We start from the raw sequence: 19,550 nt of genomic DNA, 5'->3' as shown, positions 1-19,550 counted from the left end.
TCAACATAGATGGATTGTTAAAGCGGGTGAAAGATTGTTAATCAATCTTAAACAGTCTCTACAAATAGGCCTTCGTCAGTCTTTTCTACTTTAGCAAAGCCTCCTTGTGTCAGTTTTTTGATTGCTTTATCCCATTTTTTGTTTGATAAGCCTGATTGCTCCTTTAGGCCATTTAAGTCCATCTTTCCTTCTTTTTCCAGCACTTCGAAGACTACTTTTTCATCACCATTAAGCTCGGCCACTTTGGATTTAACTTCCGGTCGCATTTGAGGGAAGAATAACACATCTTGAATGGAATTAGAATTGGTCATAATCATCGAAAGTCGGTCGATTCCTAAGCCTACACCGGCAGTTGGAGGCATTCCGAATTCAAGTGCTCGTAAAAAATCTTCATCTAGCGTCATTGCCTCATCATCCCCTCTTTTGCCCAACTCAAGCTGCTCCTCAAAGCGCTCTCGCTGATCTACTGGATCATTCAGCTCTGAGTAGGAATTCATAATTTCCTTCCCATTGCAGATTGCTTCAAATCGCTCAACCAATCCTTCCTTCGATCTGTGCTTCTTGGTTAACGGTGACATTTCCACTGGATAGTCAGTAATGAATGTAGGCTGGATTAATAAAGGTTCGCACTTTTCACCAAAGATTTCATCAATAATTTTTCCTTTGGCCATCGTGTCGTCTAATGGCACTTGCAACCTTTTAGCAGTTGCTCTTAGCTCATCTTCGTTCATCTCCGAGATGTCAATTTTCGTGAAATGCTCAATGGCTTCAAACATGGTGAATCGCTTCCAAGGTCGCTGAAAGTTGATCACATGTTCCCCTACCTGCACCTTAGTATCACCATGAAGGTCCATGGCCACTTTCTCAATCATCTCTTCCATGGTATCCATCATCCAGTTGTAATCTTTGTATGCTACATACAGCTCAACCTGAGTAAACTCTGGGTTATGGAATCGGCTCATGCCTTCATTCCTGAAATCTTTGGCAAATTCAAATACACCGTCATATCCACCTACGATTAAGCGCTTCAGATAAAGCTCATTGGCTATGCGCAGGTATAAGGTCATATCCAGTGTATTGTGATGCGTCTTGAAAGGACGAGCCGCTGCTCCACCATATAGTGGCTGCAGGATTGGCGTCTCTACTTCCAGATATCCTTTTCCAGCAAGAAATTCACGAATGGAGTTGACCAGCTTGGTGCGTTGAACGAATGTCTCTCGAATTTCTGGATTCACAATTAAGTCAAGGTAACGTTGACGGTATCGCTGCTCTGGATCAGTGAAAGCATCATGCGTTTTCTTATTTCCTTCCTCGTCTGTAGTTTCCTTCACAATTGGAAGTGGTCGAAGTGATTTAGCAAGCATTTTTAGCTCCGTCACATGTATAGATATCTCCCCAACTTCAGTCTTGAAAACATACCCTTCGATTCCGATGATATCACCAATGTCCATCTTCTTTTTAAAGACTTCATTGTAAAGTGATTTATCATCTCCTTGGCAGATATCATCTCTTCTAATATAAATCTGAATTCGGCCACTTGAATCCTGAATTTCAGCAAACGATGCTGACCCCATAATCCGTCTACTCATCAATCGTCCTGCAATGGAAATATTCGTGTAATCGCCGGGTCTACTATCGAAGTTTTTCTTAATGTGGTTGGCAGTCACATTCACATCAAAAGATTCAGCCGGGTACGGATCTACACCCATTCCCATTAACTCTTCTCGAGATTTTCTTCGTTGGATTTCCTGTTCGCTTAACTGCATGTCGTTGCTCGTATTCTTCTTTTTCTTTTAAATGTATTTTTCTACGCCGACTTTCTCCGACGCAACTCTTTCTTTACTAACGTATATTCTCTTCCGCTCTGTCCTGCAATAGATGTGTTTTCTTCCGCACGTCTGAAAAGATACGGCAGCACTTTTTCTACCGGACCATACGGAACATACTTAGCCACGTTATAACCTAAATCTGCCAACTTAAAAGAGATATTATCACTCATTCCAAGCAGTTGACCAAAAAATATTCGATTGTCTTTATTGGATATTTTCTGCTCTTCCATAAGATTCGTTAAAAGCCTACTTGATTCTTCATTATGTGTTCCTGCACACATACCCATTCGATCAATATATTTCATGCAAAACCTAAGAGATTGATCATAATCTTTATCAACCGCCTCCTTGTTTTTATGAATAGGTGATTCATACCCCATTTCTTCTGCACGATCCCGTTCTTTTTCCATGTATGCCCCACGCACCAACTTAGCTCCCAGATAATATCCATCTACTTCTGCTTGAATCTGTGCACGTTTGAGTCGGTCAAGCATATCATGTCTATACATCTGATATGTATTATATACAACAGGACGATCCTTATTGTATTTCTCCATCATACGATATGCAACACCATCTATGAAGCTCTGAAACCATGATTCTTCAGCATCAATCATCACCATCAAACCTTTGCTACTCGCTTTCTTCACGATTTCATCTACACGTTGTTCTGCATAATAAAGCTTCGTTTTTTCAATTTCGGTCAGTTTTTCTTTTGCTTGTGCCTTAGTCATAAGCGAAGTTGAACCCAAGCCAGAAAGCTTCAAGACGCAAAAAGGGATGTGATCGTTGGTTGAAGCAAAATCGATCACTCGAAGTGCTTCTTCTTTGGTATCGTTGTAGCCATCTTCATTCTTAAGTCCTTCTACCGAGTAGTCTAAAATGGTCTGCACATTATGATCGCCGAGTAAATTGATGGTCTTGGAACAATCTTTTACAGATTCACCTCCACAAAACTGATTGAAAAGTGTTTTTTTGATCATTCCCTTTACGGGTAATTTTAGCTTCAATGCCAAATTTGTCATCACTGTGCCTACCTTCACCATCCATGGTTTACTCATGGTTGTAAACACAAAATGCGAGTTCTTTAATTCTCCATTGGTACGGTAGGCAAAGGCCGTAGCTGTATCATCAAAATTGATTGGCTCTGATTGCATATTTTTGAAAATCGGTGTGCAAAGATAACTAACAGATTCACACCATTATCTGTTTAAACAAATGTCTAATAATCTCCCTAATTACCTAACTATTTCGTCAGTTATAAATGCTGATCTAAATACTTCCATTTCTGCAATTAACGCCGATAAAATCGCGATTCTGGTTGATGATAATACCAAAAAATATTGTCTTCCGAAATTGAAAACTAGTTGGGATTTGGTCATTGAGATAAAAAGTGGAGAGAAAGAAAAAACCTTAACTTCCTGCGAGCATATCTGGTCCGAATTGACAAATGCCGGATTTACCCGAAAAAGTCTTCTTATAAATCTAGGAGGTGGCGTGATTGGAGACATGGGAGGATTTGCTGCTGCTACTTTTAAAAGAGGAATGGCATTTATTAATATCCCAACTACACTTTTGTCTCAGGTAGATGCCAGTATCGGAGGCAAGCTTGGAGTAGATTTCCAAGGCTTGAAAAACCACATAGGCCTTTTTCAGGAACCAAATAGTGTAATAATATATCCGGAATTTTTGAAGACTTTACCTGAAAGAGAATTAAAATCAGGCTTTGCAGAAATCGTGAAACATACACTCATTCGGGACAAGATCCAATGGGAATATCTATTAGAAAAATCTTTTGATTCCCTTGATTGGAAGGAAATTATTCCTAAATCTATTGCCCTGAAAAATGAAATTGTAAGCCAAGATCCGCGAGAAAAAGGGTTAAGGAAAATATTGAACTATGGACATACAATTGGTCACGCAATTGAAACCCATTTCCTTGACACTTCATCACATCTACTACACGGAGAAGCTATTGTATTGGGAATGATACTTGAAAATAAGCTTGGAGTCGAAGCGGGAATATTAGATGAAAACTCAGCGAAGGAGATTGAAAAGTATCTGGAGGGTATCTATACCTTACCGGACGCACTTCCTACGTTAGAACATTTGAAAGCTCATTTAGTGCAGGATAAAAAAAATGACGGAGTGGGGATTCGCTTTTCTTTAATTGACAAAATTGGATCTTGCACATATGACGTGCTGATCGAGAATGAAATCCTCAAGAAAGTTCTTAAATAAATAAATCTTCCTGATCGCTCTTGTTATCATCTTGAGAAGTCTGTGGTTCTTTCTTTCGTTCTACTTTTTTTGGTGTTGTAAGAAAGAACGTAAGCGCTCCCAAAGCGATAGATGCGAATATTGTTCCTATGGTACGTGATCTTGACATATTATAATTTATTGACAACTTAGCAACGGAAAAAGTTGTGATGTAGTTCATCAAAAAATCTGCCAAAAATTGAATTATCGACTAAAAAAGCATAATAAACGATTAAATAATACAATCACTCTTGAATCTTCGAAAAGTGAAAGTAATCGTGCGCTCATCATTAATGCATTAGCAGGTGGTGAAACGTCCAATATTTATAATCTTTCTCATGCCCGAGACACACAAACCATGCTTCGCCTGTTAAGTCAAAATCTAAATGAATATGACGTAAAAGATGCAGGAACAACCATGCGTTTTTTAACTGCTTATTTAGCAATCAAAGGGCAGAATGTGATTATTACTGGAACAGAACGTATGAAACAACGTCCAATTGGTCCACTTGTGGACGCGCTAAGACAACTTGGTGCAGAAATCAGCTACTTGGAAAAGGAAGGTTATCCTCCCCTTAAGATCAACCGAATACAAAGTCAGGGGGCCAATGAGATAGCTATTTCTGGGAATATCAGTAGTCAATACATTAGTGCATTATTGATGATTGCTCCGTGTCTGCCCAAAGGGCTAACCATCACCCTTACAACCGAAGTTTTCAGCCAGCCATATATTCAGATGACTCTGGATCTCATGCATACATTTGGCATTGATACAGACTGGGTAGGTAACGAAATTTCAATCGCTCATCAATCCTATAAGCCAACTAGCTTTACCATTGAAGGGGACTGGTCTGGTGCGAGCTATTGGTATGGATTTGCAGCTCTTGCCTCCGAAGGAAGCTTGTTGACACTTCCAGGCCTACGGAAAAGATCTTCACAAGGTGATCAAGAGATTACAGCTATCATGAATCATTTGGGTATTGGTACTCATTTTGAAAAGAGTCATGTAAGTCTCGAGAGAAGAAATACAGGTTTAGCAGCACTTGAATTAGACTTTAGAAATTGTCCTGATTTAGCACAGACAGTGATGGTTGCGGCAGCTGCATCTGGTGTAAATCTGCAAATGACTGGTTTGGAGAGTTTAAAAATAAAAGAAACAGATCGTGTCTTTGCGATGCAAAATGAGCTTAAGAAAATTGGAGCGAGTCTAGAAGAATCAAATGGGAAGTGGACGCTTTCTCCAAGCAAAAATTTGCCCACATCAGTAGCAATTGATACCTATGAAGACCACCGCATGGCTATGGCTTTTGCACCTCTCTCCTTACTTACGGATGTAATAATCCATGACCCCATGGTAGTTGAGAAATCATATCCAGGATTTTGGGATGAAGTTTTAAAACTGGGAGTTGAGATCGAAACCACTTAAGTTCAATGACTGACCTCTAAGCCTGTAATCTCCAAATCAACAACCATACTTGGATGGAATGTAGAAAACCAGACCCCTTGTTTTTCTACCCAACCTCCCCAACCAATCTTTAATCCCCCTAATGGTACGTTAGATGTCCAAAGTTTCCAGGCTTTTGGAAAACCTTTATCGTCTAGAATCCATAAATAACTATCGCCTGGTGTTACACCTCCAGTAGTATAAGTGACTAATAATCCTCTCCCATCATCAACCTCAACGGAAGATCGTACAACTCCATCATCTCTCACCTTAAAGGGTGCAATCATCCAGAATGAGTCGTTGAGAAAAAATTCGTACCCCTGATATTCCACAACGTTGAAATCTTCTATCGATTTATTCAAGTCAAGCAAAACATCATTCCTCTCCCACTGGACTCTTACCTTATTTTCAGCTTTGTTCCATTCATAACTATGTCCTCCTGGGTAAGTAAACTTGATCATTGTGAGTGTATCAAAAGCTGGTTTATTGAGCACATCAAGCATTTCATCAGCTAGCTGCTCGGCTTCTTGCCCGGCAGTGCCATTGGGCACAGATTCATCAATAAATAGATAAACAAGGATCCCGATTATTAACAGGGTGACAAGTCCTATTCCTAAAAACTTAAAAATTGCTTTAATCATGGTAACTGTAAAGTTGGTAAGAGTTTTGGTGCTATTCTTACTTTAGTTGCTTGCTCAAATGCATAGGCAATGCTAATCAGCTTAGGCTCCTGATATTTACCTCCGAAAATGGACATCCCAACTGGCAAACCATGCACATAACCTGCCGGAACTGTTATGTTTGGGTATCCTGATCTTGCTGCAGGTGTCGAGCTGCCCGTGCCAAAATGATCTCCATTGATTACATCAATTGGCCAGGCCGGACCACCAGTCACTCCGATTATTGCATCCAAATTATTTTCTTTCATCGCATTATCTATCCCATTTCTGGAGACGGATGTTACAGTTTCAAGTACCTCCTTATATTCTTTATCTTCTAACGATCCTTTCATTTCAGCACGTTCCAAAATACCCTGAGGGAAATAAGGCATTTCCACATCAGCATTATCTTTATTGAATTGAATCACATCGGCCAAAGTCCTTACTTTAACATCGGGGCGAGATGCTAAATATTTATTCAAACCATCCTTAAACTCGTATAACATGAGCTCTAATCCAGCATTTCCATAGGCTCCATTTTCACTTACTCTTATGTCTTTTACCAAAGTTGCTCCCTGTGCCTCCATGACCTCAAAAACACGCTCCATGACCTCATCCACTCGTTCGTGATAGCCAATTACGCCATCCAAAACTCCAATTCGCTTACCGTTTAAACCATTATTATCGAGGAACTGGGTGTAGTCTGAATAGAAGTTTTCTTCACTTTCTTTTGTTCTTGGATCAGATTCATCTACTCCAACCAATGCGCCCAAAAGCGCTGCAGCATCTGCTACTGATCGTCCCATCGGACCGGCTGTATCTTGCGTTTCTGAAATGGGGATAATACCATCTCTACTCCATAATCCGACTGTAGGCTTTATTCCGACAACTCCATTAGCTGAAGATGGACAAACAATAGATCCGTTGGTTTCTGTTCCAATGGCTATGGCACACATATTTCCTGAAACTGCCGATCCAGAACCTGCGCTTGACCCGCATGGATTGCGATCTAATGCATATGGATTTCTGGTCTGCCTTCCTCTACCACTCCAACCGCTAGAGGATCGGAATGACCTGAAGTTTGCCCATTCACTTAGATTAGTTTTACCTAAGAGTACGACTCCTGCCTCCCTCAATTTCTTAACTATAAAGGCATCATCAGGAGCAGATGAGCCTGCAAGAGCCATGGACCCTGCAGTTGTCATCATCTTATCTCCAGTATCAATGTTGTCTTTGATCATTACTGGAATACCATGTAAAGGACCCCTTATCTTACCATTGGCACGCTCGTTATCTAGCGCATCGGCAATATCTAGCGCTTCAGGATTAACTTCTATGACACTATTCAATCCATTCTCCGATTGATCTTTTTCGTTGATTCGCTTTAAATATAATTCGCAGATTTGTCGAGAAGTGTATTCGCCTGATTCCATAGCTTCTTGCAATTGGCTCACTTGCCACTCTTCCAGCTCAAATTGCTTTTCTTCTTGTGAGTCGATCACGGCTTCTTGAGAAGGTGAAGCGCAAGCCTTGATTCCTAAGAGCGGAATGGCGCCAGTAATTGCACTCAGCTGAATAAAATTTCTTCTCTTCATAGGTATTTTATTTTATTGGAAGGTTAGTCAAGTCTAAACACTAAATTTAACTTATCGTTTGACCGAATCAAATCAGCTATTTAAACCATTCCAATTACAATGAAGAAACTAGTTTTATTCCTTTTACTTGGCTCACCAACTATCTATCTCCTTTCCCAACCAAATACTGAAGTGTATCTAATGGATCTAAGGAGATCCACCGACGGCCTTGTTATCGAAAAACTTAACAACATATCCAGTAATGAAGGATATGACAATCAGCCGTCGTTTTGGTCGGATGGAGAATCGGTTTTGTACGCTAGAAATGTGGAAGGGCAAACGGAAATAGCGAGGTATTATTTAGGATCTGGAAACACCATGATTATTACGAATACCTTCGGAGGCAGTGAATACTCTCCTACGCTAATGCCTGATGGACGGATTTCAAGCATCAGATTAGATACAACAGGCCTGCAATTGCTTTACGCCTATACGTTCCGAGGCTTGGATGAGGTACTGGTACCGGAACTAAAAATAGGCTATCACGCGTGGATAAATTCGGATGAGATAGTTGCTTTTGTCCTAGGTGAGCCAGCGACTATGCAAATTATAAATACACGGTCTGGCAAGACCAGAATAGTTGGAAAGAATATCGGTCGATCTCTTCACAAGATTCCCGGTTCTTCTTCCTTTAGTTATGTGGATAAAAGTGCTGAGCAGTGGTTGATTAAAAGTATGAACCCTAATACTGGAAAATCTGTGACATTGACTCCAGTAATAGAAGGGTCGGAGGATTATTGCTGGACGCCGAATGAGGAAATTATTATGGGTGCCGGGAGCAAATTATACATTTGGAAACGAGGTTCGGAATGGATTGAATTTGCAAATCTTGAGGCATTTGATGTTACAAATATTACTCGACTATCTATTTCTCCTGAAGGTAAGAAGTTAGTTGTAGTAAGCGATTAATTTTTTTGAATCTCTTCAATAATGCCTAGAATTTTTCTAATCTGCTTTTTGGATCGATTATACTGAGCACTTAGGTTGCTTGTGTCGTTGTATACATAGACTACCCAGTTTCGAAATTGTGTTCCATAGAAAAAGGAAGGATTTTCAACTTTCCCCGTTATCATGTCAATCTCTGTTAAGACCTTGGGATAGTAGTTCTCATCCAAGGCTTTGGTAAAGTTGTTCTGATCGCGTTCAATCATTTCATACAACCATCTGAGCCTGAGAAGCTCTTTCTTTAGCTGATCTGATTTCAATGTTTTAAAATCCCCACTTTGAAGCAACGAATTGATTGTGAAACTTTCGGGGAAGAAAAAGTTGTAATTACCAATAACACCAATACTTTGAAAAAGGCTATCCTGATAATTCATCTCTGCATCTTGTATCAATAGCTGTAGTATACCTTCAACCTTCTCAGTCTTGTGCTGACTGAACTGATAACTAGTATTTAGATTAGTCGAATCTCGAATCAGATCTGATTGGATGTCATTGATGAACTTAGCTTCCAGCTTATTTTCCTTGCTGTCCTCAGCCATATTGTTGAGCCAAAATGCAACAGTAATTCCTATTATTACTATTACCAGCTCGATAAGGTATTCTCTCCAATTACGCTTCATATTGATTTAATAGATTGTCCAGTAGAGTGGAAGGTTGCATCAAATACTTGATAATCTATTATCCAAATCGGAGCGATGTTTAATTTGCACGCTTATAATTAATGCGCCACGAAAGCTGCCAGTTTTCTCCACCATCTGTTGACGCTTCCCAGTCCCATACAAATGAGTTTTCGGTAATATTATAAAACCGCATTCTGGAAATTGATTCGCTTCCATCAGGCAGTTTACGCGGACGAGTCAGTTGAAAGATTCGGGTGTCTCCATCCATAATTCCGATCAGATCTATATACCCTCCCTGGCTATCAGCCCATGCCTGATGCCACTTTCCATCCTGAGGATTAAAGGTGCTAATGCTGGTACCAAGGTATCCTTTGAAATTTCCTTCGGTTGCTTCAAAATTTTCCTGGATCACTCGTTCGTTGAGTTTTTTTTCAATGAGGTTAGTTCCTTTTCCACCCTCCCAGGTCAAATCCCATTTACCGACCCAAAAATCAAGCTTGGAGAGATCCTCTTCAGAAGGTTTAGGAGGTTGCTGCGTATAGGCTGTCATACTCAGAATGATTGTAAGAGTTGCTAAAATTCGTTTCATGTGTCTACAATTTATTTTCAATTATAACCTTCAAATGAAGCATCCCATGTATGACCTGAGATAGTTGAAGTAAATATTAGCTAATATTTATCTATCCCGATGAATTCAGTTTTATCTTCATGGCTACTAAAAGCTAATATCGAGAACGTATGTCATGGGAAATCATCTTGTTTTTAGCAGCCGCTATTAACGGTATAATTATATCCATACTTTTTCTGCTTGATCGACGAAACCTAAGAAAAGTGTTTCTCGGTATTTACTTGCTTTGCTTCTCCATTACCATCCTATATTATGTAAACTACTGGACTCAAGCATTTCAATTACATCCGTTGCTGCTTTGGATAGGTATTGTGTCAAGCTGGCTGATGCCATTTTCCTTCTATTATTATATGAAAGTTGATGAGCAACTTGATCGATTGTGGCTGCACTTAATAGCTCCAGTGGCATTTACCATCTATTGGGCAATCTCAAACAGTATTCCATTATCCAATGAATTGAGGCAGGTGGCAAGGCCTATTGTAATCAATTTACAGCTTGTCTTGTTCGTGGTATATGGATTAGCATTACTTAGATCCAAAGCTTACATAAAGGAAAATGCTATTTTCTATCTTCCCTATGTTTCCTTTATTCTTGGATTGTCTGCATACCATCTTTCTGTAGCGCTTGGGTTTTACACACTCCGGTTAGATTACATCATCTGCAGTGGCTTTGTCATTCTTACCTATGGCATTACTTATTTAAGTGAGTTTAGCTTTTTAAAGGATAAGGTAAAGCCAAAATACTCTTCCAGCAGTCTTACAAAAGAAGACGGTGATTACCTGGTGCAAAAGATAAACGCAGTGCTAGAACAGAATAAATATTACCAAGATCCTGATTTCAACCTTTCAAGCTTTGCAGAAAAATTAGGAGTGCCCAAGTATCGTATTTCACAGGCACTAAATGCATTTTCTGAGAAGTCATTTTCCGAGTTAATCAATGAGTTTAGGGTTGAGGATGCCAAAGCTCGCCTACAACAGGCGTCTTCCAGCCACCTAAAGTTGGAAGCTATTGGTGAGGAAGTTGGTTTTCGCAATAAAGTCTCCTTTTATAAGAACTTTAAAAAACTTGTTGGTTCCTCACCAGGTGAATTTCGGGAAGGCCACATTCATAAAAGTTCATAGTGTAGCTAACATGACAATTATAGTTTGTGATCAACCAGGAATTGCAATGGGTATATGCATAGGTGTTTCAATTGGCGTAGCTACAGATAATCTCGGCACGTGGATTGGAATGGGGGTTGCTATAGGAGCTGGAATTGGAATTATCATATCGCAAAACGGAAAACAGCGAAGATGGACCTTCGGATGAGAAATAAGAAAAGTCAATTCATTAGCCTATTTTTTTGAATAACTGCGTAAAAATTATTTCTCCTTAAATTTCTTTTCAGCCTATAAAGGTGCGGTTTTAAGTACCCTCTGTCTCGCGCTTTTTCGAATCAACTTCCCTTACTCTTTTCAAGCTCCAGCATACAGCAGAAAAATGATCCTCTATGAAGCTTGCTCACCAAGCAGAGTGACCATGTTTAAGTGAATTCCATCTGGATATAAAGTCATATTTAAAACTTACATACATCACTTTTCATGTGACATAAATCACCCAACATTGCTCTACATTTTTTATTATTATACCATGAAAGAAGCAAGAATCATATTTATTCTGCTTGTCATATTGATCTTCCATGATGGCTTATGGGCTCAAAACGGTTCCCCCACCCGGATTGATAATGAAGAGCCTTATTATCATCAGGTCACGATTATGGCTAGTTCAATCACCATTCATGGACAGACGAATGTCAATCGCTTCAAGTGTGGCATGCATCAACCTGCTCTCAATGACTCTATTGTGGTCAAAAACATTTGGTCGAATTTCAAGCTGGATTTTGAAGGGCTTCAATTGGTTTATAAGGTTCAAGATTTTGAATGCGGACTGAAATTGATGAATACGGACTTTCAGGAATTGCTAAAGGCAGAGGAAGAACCTTACTTGTTACTTGAGCTCAATTCTATTACTCTTCACCCTGGCAATGATGCCTTTGAGGAATTGGACGTGGATGCAGAGGTGGGGATTTTTTTAGCAGGAGTTGAGAAGCACATAAAAGTGCCGTGCGTCAAAGTTTACAATCATTCATCAGCTCATATGACACTCCAAGGAAAAAAAGACTTACAAATGACTGAGTTTGAGATCGAGCCACCATCTAAATTTCTTGGAATGGTGAAGGTGAATGATGAGATCGAGATTGAATTTGAGATTTCCATGAAAGTCTCGATACTTTAAATAACAAAAGCCGCTCTAAGGTTGAGTGGCTTTTATCTGAGAAATTTTCGGACTAGAATCCAATTGTGGCTTCAATTACATACCCATCAAACTGAGCGTCTTGAAATTTAGTACCGTTCCAGCCATCTCCTTCATATTTGTTGGTTACATACTCGGTTTTCACTGCAACGTTGTTGGTAAGAAACCAACCAAAACCGAAGTTGGTCCTTTTTATATCCTGAGTAGCTGTGCCATCTGAAACGTTCCCGCTTACACTATTGAATCTACCTCCTACGAATAGCTGTTCTGTAGCTCCAAATCTGTACAATAACTCTGCACCTATTTGATCAAATCCTCCTCCTACATCTCCGTCCCCATTATTGGCTATTTCATATACTCCAAAGAATTCCAAACCTCCGTATTTCACAAAAGGGTTGATCTGTATGGCTGTGAGGTATCCAAACCCAGGGCTAAATCGAGGGTCAAAGTCACTACCACCATTTGCAATACTCTCTATGACATTGTAGTATCTAGCACCTGCCCGATCACCGGCGTAGAGATAATCTCTGGAACTTCCGCTGGAACTACTATAAAATGAGCCCGTAAGACGTAATCTCAGATCGTCATTCATTTGTTTGTCATATCCTAGTTTTCCATAGAATACGCGTCCTTTATCTGCTGGTGATCCACCAAATCCAGGCTTATTTGTTGGAGATTGATTCAATCTTCCGTTAGTAACCCCTACTACGCCGATTATCCCATTACTTTGAACCGTTACTTCCATGTAAGGTTCAGTAGTGAATGAATCCATGATATAGTTTCCAACGAATGGATTGTAAATAGCTCTTGCATTGTCAGATCGCCTAAAATGAGTGTCGCCGTAATTGATCTCATCCATACCAACTTTGATGGTTGCGATATCCATAAATCCGCCCAAGAATCCGGGGCTAATGAAATCCAACTTATCGAATTGTAGATAGCCACCTTTTACCCATGCTTCTTCATGGTGTCTGGAAGAAAGATAAACACGTAAATGCATCCTCACTCCGTCCTCTAGCTGCGCGTCAAAATTCAAGTTGGCGGTAGGAAGAGCAAAGTTGTTTGCCAGTTCCACCAATGGATCAATGCCCGCAGCATTTTCATGCGAAATACCTTGCAATTGGAAAGCGAAATCACCTCCAACCCTGAGTTTTAGATTATCATATTTCACCGTATCCTTCTTGCTAGTTTCGAATACATTAAGGCCTCTCTTGTCGTTGTACCTGTAGTACTGAATAGAAGGTAACTGAGCATAAACTGCCACCATCCCAAAAAGCATTATTCCTGCTAGTATTAATTTAAAAAATGAAGTTTTCATAATTCAGGTTGTTTGATTGAAAAATTATTTAGTAATAAAAATGTCGTAATGAATGACCACCCCGTCCCCGGTTTTAAGGGTACCAAACATGGCTGTCGGTGGCGTGATGTCAAAGTCTGTCATTTTCAGTGGCACCTCACCTCTCAGCTGCATTGTCCCATTTGCATCGCTAATGATATCCGCTGAAAAATCGATTTCTCTTGATTTACCGGCTATTTCCAATGTCCCCATTCCCCTAATTTTACCTCCATCAAGCTGAAGTGATTCTGCTGAAAATAGAATACTTGGATAATCATCTGCCCGTACCGCATCGTAAGCTTTATTGTCCATAATGGACTTTCCACTTTTCATGGATTTGGCGTTAACGGTTACTTTCAAATTCTTAATTTGAGATTCTGTAACCAAGCCTATCGCGTCGTACTCATCGACAATCATTTCCCAATCATGAAGCGACGATGTTCCGACAATTTTCAAGGAACTATCTTCTTTGTTTAGCTTCAAGTGTCCAATGAAAGTAAAGCCTGTTATAGCGACTAAAATCAATATATATTTCATGATTAATACCCTTTTGATTCATATCTAAATTAGAGCTCAAATCAGGCGTAATCAATGATATCCAACAGGTCGAAAATTGATCTATCTCAAAGAGTAAGATGAGTTTTGAGCGCTGATTTAATGACTTAAATCAGTCATGAATATTGCTTTAATTCAAGATCAAAAAATGACGTCTCGTCGAACAGGAAAAGGACAAATTGATTGATGCAACCGGTGCAAGGAATTATTTCATTTTAATCCGTTTAATGCAGGGTTCACTAAGAGTTAATTCTATTTATAAAAAGTAGCATCTGAATCTCAGATTAGACAGTGCTTATCTCACATCTATTCTAAAAATTGAATTGTAATCAAAAAACTCACTTAAGCTCTAATTTGGAGACATGAACCATCTTCCTGTAACTTATGGGTAACTTATCGTAATGTCCGATGCGTTGGGCATTGCCTAACCACCAGTATTATGGGTAATGAGAACTTCTTTAAAGACTTAGGTAAATCTGTTGTTGTCTATCTTGGAAGTGCCTGGCTCTTCCTTGAATTGACCAATTTCTTAGTCGATCGCTTTGCGTTAAACTCGGCTTTTATTGACATTCTGCTTTGGTTAGTCATATTCGGTTTGCCAGCCTTCATCATTCATCTATTATTTAATCAAAAATTTTCTCGAAAAGCTATTTTTTTCCAGTCAATCAATGGACTCTTTGCACTTTCCGTAATCATCTACCATTTGGTAGATCCGGATAGATTGGATCCGTCTCGATTGCGATTGCTCAACTTCAAAAATCAACAGTCTGAAATTGCTTCATCAATACGTTCGATCGCTATTCTGCCAATCATGAATTATTCAGGTGACGACTCAAAAGATTATCTCTCCGCAGGAATACACGATGCGCTGATTAGTGAGGTAGGTAAACTCGGTGCGATTCGTGTTATTTCACGTACATCTACACTTCCCTATTTTGATTCTAAAAAGAGCATTCAAGAGATTGCCAGTGAGTTAAAGGTGGATGCGATAATGGAAGGATCTCTCCTATCTGCCAGCGAAATGGTACGTGTTCAGGTAAAACTCATAAGTGCTTATCCCGAAGAAATGCAGCTATGGTCACAAACTTATGACAGCAAGCTCACAGATATACTGCAGACCTATGCAAGTATGACCAATAGTATTGCCCGTGAGGTCAACATAACACTTTCTCAAGAGGAGCAGCGCTTGCTTGGAAACAACAGAAAGATTAACCCAGATGCATATGAAGCTTATCTAAAGGGTAAATACAGTTTAGGTATGCTTTCGGAGGAAGGTATTCAAGCCGCAATGGGACATTTTAAGCGTGCCATGGAGATTGATCCTGAATTTGCTCCACCGTATGCTGGAATGGCTGGCATTTGGGCCATTCTAAAGCAAATGGATATAGTAACCACAGAACAAGCCGAAACGCCAATAAAGGAAAATTTGCAAAAGGCTAAAGCGCTGGATAGTACGCTTGCAGAAGTGTATTACTTCGATGCGATCAGCGCCGTTTGGACTGAGTTTGACTGGGCAAGAGGTGAAAAACAGTTTCTAAAAGCATTAGAGATTAACCCGAATCATTCTGAAGCTAGAGGACTTTTGGGCCACTTTTATTGGTGTATGTCCAGGCTAGACAAGGCGGAAGATCAGTTGAATCAGGCGCTAAGACTAGATCCGGAAAATCCTTTTGTGAAAGTCCTCAATGCGACCAGGCTTGGAAATGCTGACATTGATCCTGACTCAGCAATTGTCATATTAGAACCTTTGCAAAAAATGATGCCTACCAACCCGCTGGTCAATTTAGTACTGCTTCTGAGTTACAATAAAGTTGGAGCCAAAGACAAAACCTTCGAGCAAATGAAGATGAAAGTGTCCATGGAAACGGATACAGCCATTCATGACTGGATGGATGAAAAATACGAACAATTGGGACTTGATGGTGTGGCTAGCGAAACTGCCATGTTTTTAGAGGAAAACTATTTCAGCGAGGTATCAGCCCAAACTTTCCAGGTACTATATCATCTCGCCGAAAATGATGAAAAATGCCTGGATTGGCTTGAAAAAGGATACATCAGAAGAGATCCGGATATGCCTTACATGAAGGCTGTTTACTACGCGAATCATTACGCCTCACATCCTCGATTCAAAGAAATTGCTCGAAAAATGAATTTATGACTAGCTTATAGTAACCTTTTGTTTACTGTCCTACGTATACCGTTTCTTCCTTTTTGACAAACTTTGCACCATGAGAATTAAAGATCACTACCAGTACACAGATGACGAGTTTGAAAAGCAGTTCGAAAGCTTTAAACTGAAACCGGGGCTTTTCTCTCATGAAGCGCATCTAAGACTTGCTTATATCCATATTGAAAAGTATGGACGCGAGCAAGCAGAGCGTAACATGTGTGAGCAGATCAAAGGATATGCAGAGTCGCTCGGTGTGTTTGATAAGTTCAACAAAACAGTCACCATCGCCTCTGTAAAAGCCATGGATCATTTTATGCTAAGGGCTACTTCTGATAACTTCCCAGATTTGATAAAAGAGTTTCCAAGACTTCTTACCAACTTCAGAGATTTGCTAAGTAAGCACTATGGTTTCAATGTATTCGCCAGCAAGCGAGCTAAAAAGGAATACGTAGCACCCGATTTGTTGCCGTTTTAAAATGGCGACCTTTTTTGCCACACCATCTGATTTTAGGAAATGGCTTAATGAGAACTATTCAAACGAGAAAGAGCTTTGGGTGGGATACTACAAAAAAGCGACTGGCAAGGCAAGCATCACCTGGCCTGAATCGGTAGATCAAGCATTGTGTTTTGGTTGGATAGATGGCATCCGAAAGAAAATTGACGAAGAGGCTTATCAGGTACGTTTCACTCCTCGCAAAGCCAATAGCCACTGGAGTCATGTCAACATTAAGCGCATTGTAGAATTAAAAAAAGACGGACTGATAACGGAAGCTGGATTGAAAGCTTATCGCAGAAAGAAACCTGAAAACACAGGACGAGCTTCTTTTGAACAAAAGGATGTTAAACTCAGTAGTAAATATGAAAGTAAACTCAAGGCCAATAAAGAAGCCTGGTCATTTTTCAATGGGAAGCTGGCGCCTACTTACCGCAAGCAATCTATCTGGTGGGTAATGAGTGCCAAACGAGAAGAAACAAGAGAAAGGCGCCTAAAAACCTTGATTGAATGCTCCACTCAAGGGAAAAAAATACCGCCTTTAAAATGGACTAAATAACTTATCACTTCCTTTTTGGGTGCAATTCATGAAAAAATATGTCTCCATTTGGGACATCAAATTCAATAGCTTCTACCTCCAGGTTGTTATCTAACTCAAAAGAAACTGTTCCGAAATCAAACCAGGCATGGTCTTCATCCCATTTGATTTCATAAGTATCGTAATGCCAATGTGATAATGTGGCTCCGAGCTTAGGTGCATCTGCAAATTCAATTCTGAGCACGCCTTCTACTCTTTTGACTGTGATATCGCCAAACATAGGATCGTTGTATGTTCCTGTAAACAGCATTGCATCAATAGTAGGTTTTGTTCCTAAAACACGCTTGGCCTTCCGTTCCTCTACATCATCTTTGTGTCCATTTCGCGATCTTGATCTTTTCAGGTATTCTGCAGACCAATCACGCATATCCTTTTTCAAATATTGATTGACTATGTAATAGGCAATTGGAGTTGAGATTCCCTCCATTGTATTCGTAAGTATTACAATCCCTAATTTTATATCAGGAATCATCAATACACGCGAGTACATACCGTCATAGCCTCCTCCGTGGCTTACAGCAAGGTTGCCATGGTAATCCATCAGGCTCCATCCCAAACCATATCCTGCAAAATGTCTGCCTGGAAGTGATTCTTTTGATTCTTCACTTAGCTTGAAATTATTGTGTGGTGTCCAAAGCAGATTTTGCTGTTCTTTGTCGAGGTATTGCCTACCCTTCCACTCACCACTATTCAGGTTCATCATCATCCATTTTGCCATATCAGATGAACTGGAGATAATTCCGCCTGCCGCACTGGAATTGTCCCAACTGGCCCAAACACTTGGTACTGTACCATTTTCCAAAGTTGGCTTATGTGGAGTTGCGGCATTGTTGTTTAAATCTCCAACACTTATTACAGTATTGTTCATTTGCAATGGCTCAAGAAAGTTTTCTTTTACATATTCTTCCCATGGCTTACCTGTTACTACCCGAATCACCTCACCTGCAGCTATAAACATCAAGTTGGTATAGCCATATCCGTCTCTAAATCTATATTTCTCTGGAACGTATGCTGAGCGTTTAATAATTTCCTCGGGTGATTTATCAGATTTATACCAAATCACATCTCCACTGAATGTTCCTAAACCCACACGGTGGCAGAGTAGGTCCTCTACTGTAGCTTCTGCAGAGACATATTCATTTCCATAGAGTGTGAAGTATGGCAGAAAGTCTCTCACTTTATCTTTCCATGAAAGCTTCCCTTCTTCTACCAATTTGCTGATGCATGAAGCAACGAATGCTTTGGAATTTGAGGCTATCGCAAACTGAGTATTCTCATCTACTTTGTCCTTCTTGCCTAGTTCTTTTAGTCCGTATCCTTTACTTAAAACCACTTTCCCATCTTTCACAATTGCTACGGCCATTCCGGGCACTTTCCAGTCTTCCCGTGCTTTTTCAATGTAATTACTTATAGATTTTACATCTACCTGAGCGTTTACAAGACAGGAAACTAAAATCAAGCAGATGGTAATTAGGGGCTTCTTTTTCATAGTGGGTTTGGATTAATGATATATCCACAAAGCGTAGATATTCTAGGTTACATCATTGTGCAACTAAAATAACCAATAAACTCTCAGAATTAAGTGAGCCTTTGATAATTCATGGGAGATGAAAAATAATCACCAAGTAGAACTCTTGGCTTTTAGCACAGCTTTCATCACATCTTTTTGACTAATCTGACCAATCAATTTACCGTCATGTATCACAGGAAATCTTCTTAATCTTTTTTCCAAAAACATCTGAGCTGCTTCGAAGATATTTAGGTCTGGACTTACTGTAATTACATTCTTAGCCATATGCTCTTCAACAAGCCCTGTGAAGATAGGCATGTTGTCATATTTACCTTTTACTACTTCCTTGAGGCAGTCTCCTTCAGATATGACTCCAACTAATTCTCCATCATTATTGACTACAGGTCCACCCGAGATTTTATGCTTCATTAGTGCGTCCACCACCTCGTGCATCGGTTGGTCTGGCTTGAAAGTAATTAGTTTTCTTGCCATGTAATCTTCGACCTTAAGTGCTTGTGGTGCCTGGATTTTTGGAGCCTCGGCTCCTCTGTAGCTCATTACCATATTTAGCTGATTTT

20 protein-coding genes are annotated in these 19,550 nt (G+C 39.8%); 9 read left to right on the top strand and 11 right to left on the bottom strand.

Translation table 11 applies throughout. The features are described 5' to 3' along the window. Positions 1–47: 47 nt before the first annotated feature. Both lysS and ABJG98_RS15870 read right to left on the bottom strand, forming a co-directional pair. The gene (gene lysS / locus ABJG98_RS15875; protein WP_348280519.1) at positions 48–1,766 is read right to left on the bottom strand and encodes a lysine--tRNA ligase; all 1,719 of its coding nucleotides are present in this window, start codon (positions 1,764–1,766) and stop codon (positions 48–50) included. A gap of 41 nt (positions 1,767–1,807) precedes the next feature. Continuing rightward, positions 1,808–2,986: a proline dehydrogenase family protein gene (locus ABJG98_RS15870; RefSeq protein WP_348280518.1), complete on the bottom strand. Its 1,179-nt coding sequence runs from the start codon at positions 2,984–2,986 to the stop codon at positions 1,808–1,810. 61 nt (positions 2,987–3,047) lie between these two features. Here ABJG98_RS15870 and aroB point away from each other — a divergent pair, with 61 nt between their 5' ends. After that, on the top strand, positions 3,048–4,070 hold the full coding sequence (aroB, locus tag ABJG98_RS15865; RefSeq protein WP_348280517.1) for a 3-dehydroquinate synthase: 1,023 nt from the start codon (positions 3,048–3,050) through the stop codon (positions 4,068–4,070). Here aroB and ABJG98_RS15860 read toward each other — a convergent pair. Continuing rightward, positions 4,063–4,218 carry a hypothetical protein gene (locus tag ABJG98_RS15860; protein ID WP_348280516.1) on the bottom strand — a complete coding sequence of 52 codons (156 nt, stop codon included), beginning with the start codon at positions 4,216–4,218 and terminating at the stop codon, positions 4,063–4,065. The two genes, aroB and ABJG98_RS15860, sit on opposite strands and share 8 nt — an antisense overlap. Before the next feature lie 69 nt (positions 4,219–4,287). Between ABJG98_RS15860 and aroA the strand changes: the two genes are divergently transcribed. Next, positions 4,288–5,514, top strand: a complete 1,227-nt coding sequence (aroA, locus tag ABJG98_RS15855) for a 3-phosphoshikimate 1-carboxyvinyltransferase (protein ID WP_348280515.1) — start codon at positions 4,288–4,290, stop codon at positions 5,512–5,514. Between the two features lie 2 nt (positions 5,515–5,516). On the opposite strand, the gene ABJG98_RS15850 is transcribed toward aroA, so the two are convergent. Together ABJG98_RS15850 and ABJG98_RS15845 are read right to left on the bottom strand one after the other, a co-directional pair. Further along, positions 5,517–6,173, bottom strand: a complete 657-nt coding sequence (locus ABJG98_RS15850; RefSeq protein WP_348280514.1) for a hypothetical protein — start codon at positions 6,171–6,173, stop codon at positions 5,517–5,519. Then, positions 6,170–7,786 (bottom strand): amidase, encoded by a 1,617-nt coding sequence (locus tag ABJG98_RS15845; protein WP_348280513.1) that lies wholly within the window; start codon positions 7,784–7,786, stop codon positions 6,170–6,172. Before ABJG98_RS15845 ends, ABJG98_RS15850 begins: the two co-directional genes overlap by 4 nt. Positions 7,787–7,885: 99 nt before the next feature. Here ABJG98_RS15845 and ABJG98_RS15840 point away from each other — a divergent pair, with 99 nt between their 5' ends. Further along, a complete protein-coding gene (locus ABJG98_RS15840) occupies positions 7,886–8,734 on the top strand; it encodes a hypothetical protein (RefSeq protein WP_348280512.1) in 849 nt (282 codons plus the stop codon). Here the strand turns inward: ABJG98_RS15840 and ABJG98_RS15835 are convergent. Together ABJG98_RS15835 and ABJG98_RS15830 are read right to left on the bottom strand one after the other, a co-directional pair. Continuing rightward, positions 8,731–9,390, bottom strand: a complete 660-nt coding sequence (locus ABJG98_RS15835; protein WP_348280511.1) for a DUF6090 family protein — start codon at positions 9,388–9,390, stop codon at positions 8,731–8,733. The two genes, ABJG98_RS15840 and ABJG98_RS15835, sit on opposite strands and share 4 nt — an antisense overlap. A 79-nt stretch (positions 9,391–9,469) precedes the next feature. Then, positions 9,470–9,979, bottom strand: coding sequence for a hypothetical protein (locus ABJG98_RS15830; RefSeq protein WP_348280510.1), 510 nt, complete (start codon positions 9,977–9,979; stop codon positions 9,470–9,472). Between the two features lie 149 nt (positions 9,980–10,128). On the opposite strand from ABJG98_RS15830, the gene ABJG98_RS15825 reads away from it, so the two are divergent. The 3 genes from ABJG98_RS15825 to ABJG98_RS15815 all read left to right on the top strand — a co-directional run bounded on the left by ABJG98_RS15825 (position 10,129) and on the right by ABJG98_RS15815 (position 12,292). Beyond that, entirely contained in the window at positions 10,129–11,139 is a 1,011-nt protein-coding gene (locus tag ABJG98_RS15825; RefSeq protein WP_348280509.1) for a helix-turn-helix domain-containing protein, read from the top strand. A 10-nt stretch (positions 11,140–11,149) separates the two neighbouring features. Beyond that, positions 11,150–11,326 (top strand): hypothetical protein, encoded by a 177-nt coding sequence (locus ABJG98_RS15820; protein WP_348280508.1) that lies wholly within the window; start codon positions 11,150–11,152, stop codon positions 11,324–11,326. A gap of 321 nt (positions 11,327–11,647) precedes the next feature. Beyond that, positions 11,648–12,292 carry a hypothetical protein gene (locus ABJG98_RS15815; RefSeq protein WP_348280507.1) on the top strand — a complete coding sequence of 215 codons (645 nt, stop codon included), beginning with the start codon at positions 11,648–11,650 and terminating at the stop codon, positions 12,290–12,292. 52 nt (positions 12,293–12,344) lie between these two features. Here ABJG98_RS15815 and ABJG98_RS15810 read toward each other — a convergent pair whose 3' ends face one another. Further along, positions 12,345–13,628, bottom strand: a complete 1,284-nt coding sequence (locus tag ABJG98_RS15810; protein ID WP_348280506.1) for a hypothetical protein — start codon at positions 13,626–13,628, stop codon at positions 12,345–12,347. A gap of 24 nt (positions 13,629–13,652) precedes the next feature. Next, a complete protein-coding gene (locus ABJG98_RS15805; protein ID WP_348280505.1) occupies positions 13,653–14,183 on the bottom strand; it encodes a YceI family protein in 531 nt (176 codons plus the stop codon). Positions 14,184–14,640: 457 nt separating this feature from the next. On the opposite strand from ABJG98_RS15805, the gene ABJG98_RS15800 reads away from it, so the two are divergent. The 3 genes from ABJG98_RS15800 to ABJG98_RS15790 all read left to right on the top strand — a co-directional run bounded on the left by ABJG98_RS15800 (position 14,641) and on the right by ABJG98_RS15790 (position 17,423). Then, complete coding sequence (locus ABJG98_RS15800) at positions 14,641–16,359, top strand: tetratricopeptide repeat protein (RefSeq protein ID WP_348280504.1); 1,719 nt, start codon at positions 14,641–14,643, stop codon at positions 16,357–16,359. 70 nt (positions 16,360–16,429) lie between these two features. Further along, positions 16,430–16,846 (top strand): hypothetical protein, encoded by a 417-nt coding sequence (locus ABJG98_RS15795; protein WP_348280503.1) that lies wholly within the window; start codon positions 16,430–16,432, stop codon positions 16,844–16,846. Between the two features lies 1 nt (position 16,847). Beyond that, on the top strand, positions 16,848–17,423 hold the full coding sequence (locus ABJG98_RS15790) for a YdeI/OmpD-associated family protein (RefSeq protein WP_348280502.1): 576 nt from the start codon (positions 16,848–16,850) through the stop codon (positions 17,421–17,423). Positions 17,424–17,427: 4 nt separating this feature from the next. Here the strand turns inward: ABJG98_RS15790 and ABJG98_RS15785 are convergent, their stop codons facing one another. Next, the gene (locus ABJG98_RS15785; RefSeq protein ID WP_348280501.1) at positions 17,428–18,951 is read right to left on the bottom strand and encodes a serine hydrolase; all 1,524 of its coding nucleotides are present in this window, start codon (positions 18,949–18,951) and stop codon (positions 17,428–17,430) included. 129 nt (positions 18,952–19,080) lie between these two features. Then, a complete protein-coding gene (locus tag ABJG98_RS15780) occupies positions 19,081–19,530 on the bottom strand; it encodes a CBS domain-containing protein (protein WP_348280500.1) in 450 nt (149 codons plus the stop codon). Positions 19,531–19,550: the final 20 nt, after the last annotated feature.

This window comes from Ekhidna sp. (genome assembly GCF_039960695.1).
Taxonomy (GTDB): Bacteria; Bacteroidota; Bacteroidia; order Cytophagales; family Cyclobacteriaceae; genus Ekhidna.
Note: the sequence above shows the minus strand (reverse complement) of the source record. Positions and strands in the feature narration are given on the sequence as shown.

Excerpts from the sequence above, each read along its gene's own strand:
- lysS (WP_348280519.1), bottom strand. The coding sequence starts at position 1,766 with ATGCAGTTAAGCGAACAGGAAATCCAACGAAGAAAATCTCGAGAAGAG.
- ABJG98_RS15870 (WP_348280518.1), bottom strand. The coding sequence starts at position 2,986 with ATGCAATCAGAGCCAATCAATTTTGATGATACAGCTACGGCCTTTGCC.
- aroB (WP_348280517.1), top strand. The coding sequence starts at position 3,048 with ATGTCTAATAATCTCCCTAATTACCTAACTATTTCGTCAGTTATAAAT.
- ABJG98_RS15860 (WP_348280516.1), bottom strand. The coding sequence starts at position 4,218 with ATGTCAAGATCACGTACCATAGGAACAATATTCGCATCTATCGCTTTG.
- ABJG98_RS15850 (WP_348280514.1), bottom strand. The coding sequence starts at position 6,173 with ATGATTAAAGCAATTTTTAAGTTTTTAGGAATAGGACTTGTCACCCTG.
- ABJG98_RS15845 (WP_348280513.1), bottom strand. The coding sequence starts at position 7,786 with ATGAAGAGAAGAAATTTTATTCAGCTGAGTGCAATTACTGGCGCCATT.
- ABJG98_RS15840 (WP_348280512.1), top strand. The coding sequence starts at position 7,886 with ATGAAGAAACTAGTTTTATTCCTTTTACTTGGCTCACCAACTATCTAT.
- ABJG98_RS15835 (WP_348280511.1), bottom strand. The coding sequence starts at position 9,390 with ATGAAGCGTAATTGGAGAGAATACCTTATCGAGCTGGTAATAGTAATA.
- ABJG98_RS15830 (WP_348280510.1), bottom strand. The coding sequence starts at position 9,979 with ATGAAACGAATTTTAGCAACTCTTACAATCATTCTGAGTATGACAGCC.
- ABJG98_RS15825 (WP_348280509.1), top strand. The coding sequence starts at position 10,129 with ATGTCATGGGAAATCATCTTGTTTTTAGCAGCCGCTATTAACGGTATA.
- ABJG98_RS15820 (WP_348280508.1), top strand. The coding sequence starts at position 11,150 with ATGACAATTATAGTTTGTGATCAACCAGGAATTGCAATGGGTATATGC.
- ABJG98_RS15815 (WP_348280507.1), top strand. The coding sequence starts at position 11,648 with ATGAAAGAAGCAAGAATCATATTTATTCTGCTTGTCATATTGATCTTC.
- ABJG98_RS15810 (WP_348280506.1), bottom strand. The coding sequence starts at position 13,628 with ATGAAAACTTCATTTTTTAAATTAATACTAGCAGGAATAATGCTTTTT.
- ABJG98_RS15805 (WP_348280505.1), bottom strand. The coding sequence starts at position 14,183 with ATGAAATATATATTGATTTTAGTCGCTATAACAGGCTTTACTTTCATT.
- ABJG98_RS15800 (WP_348280504.1), top strand. The coding sequence starts at position 14,641 with ATGGGTAATGAGAACTTCTTTAAAGACTTAGGTAAATCTGTTGTTGTC.
- ABJG98_RS15795 (WP_348280503.1), top strand. The coding sequence starts at position 16,430 with ATGAGAATTAAAGATCACTACCAGTACACAGATGACGAGTTTGAAAAG.
- ABJG98_RS15790 (WP_348280502.1), top strand. The coding sequence starts at position 16,848 with ATGGCGACCTTTTTTGCCACACCATCTGATTTTAGGAAATGGCTTAAT.
- ABJG98_RS15785 (WP_348280501.1), bottom strand. The coding sequence starts at position 18,951 with ATGAAAAAGAAGCCCCTAATTACCATCTGCTTGATTTTAGTTTCCTGT.
- ABJG98_RS15780 (WP_348280500.1), bottom strand. The coding sequence starts at position 19,530 with ATGAGCTACAGAGGAGCCGAGGCTCCAAAAATCCAGGCACCACAAGCA.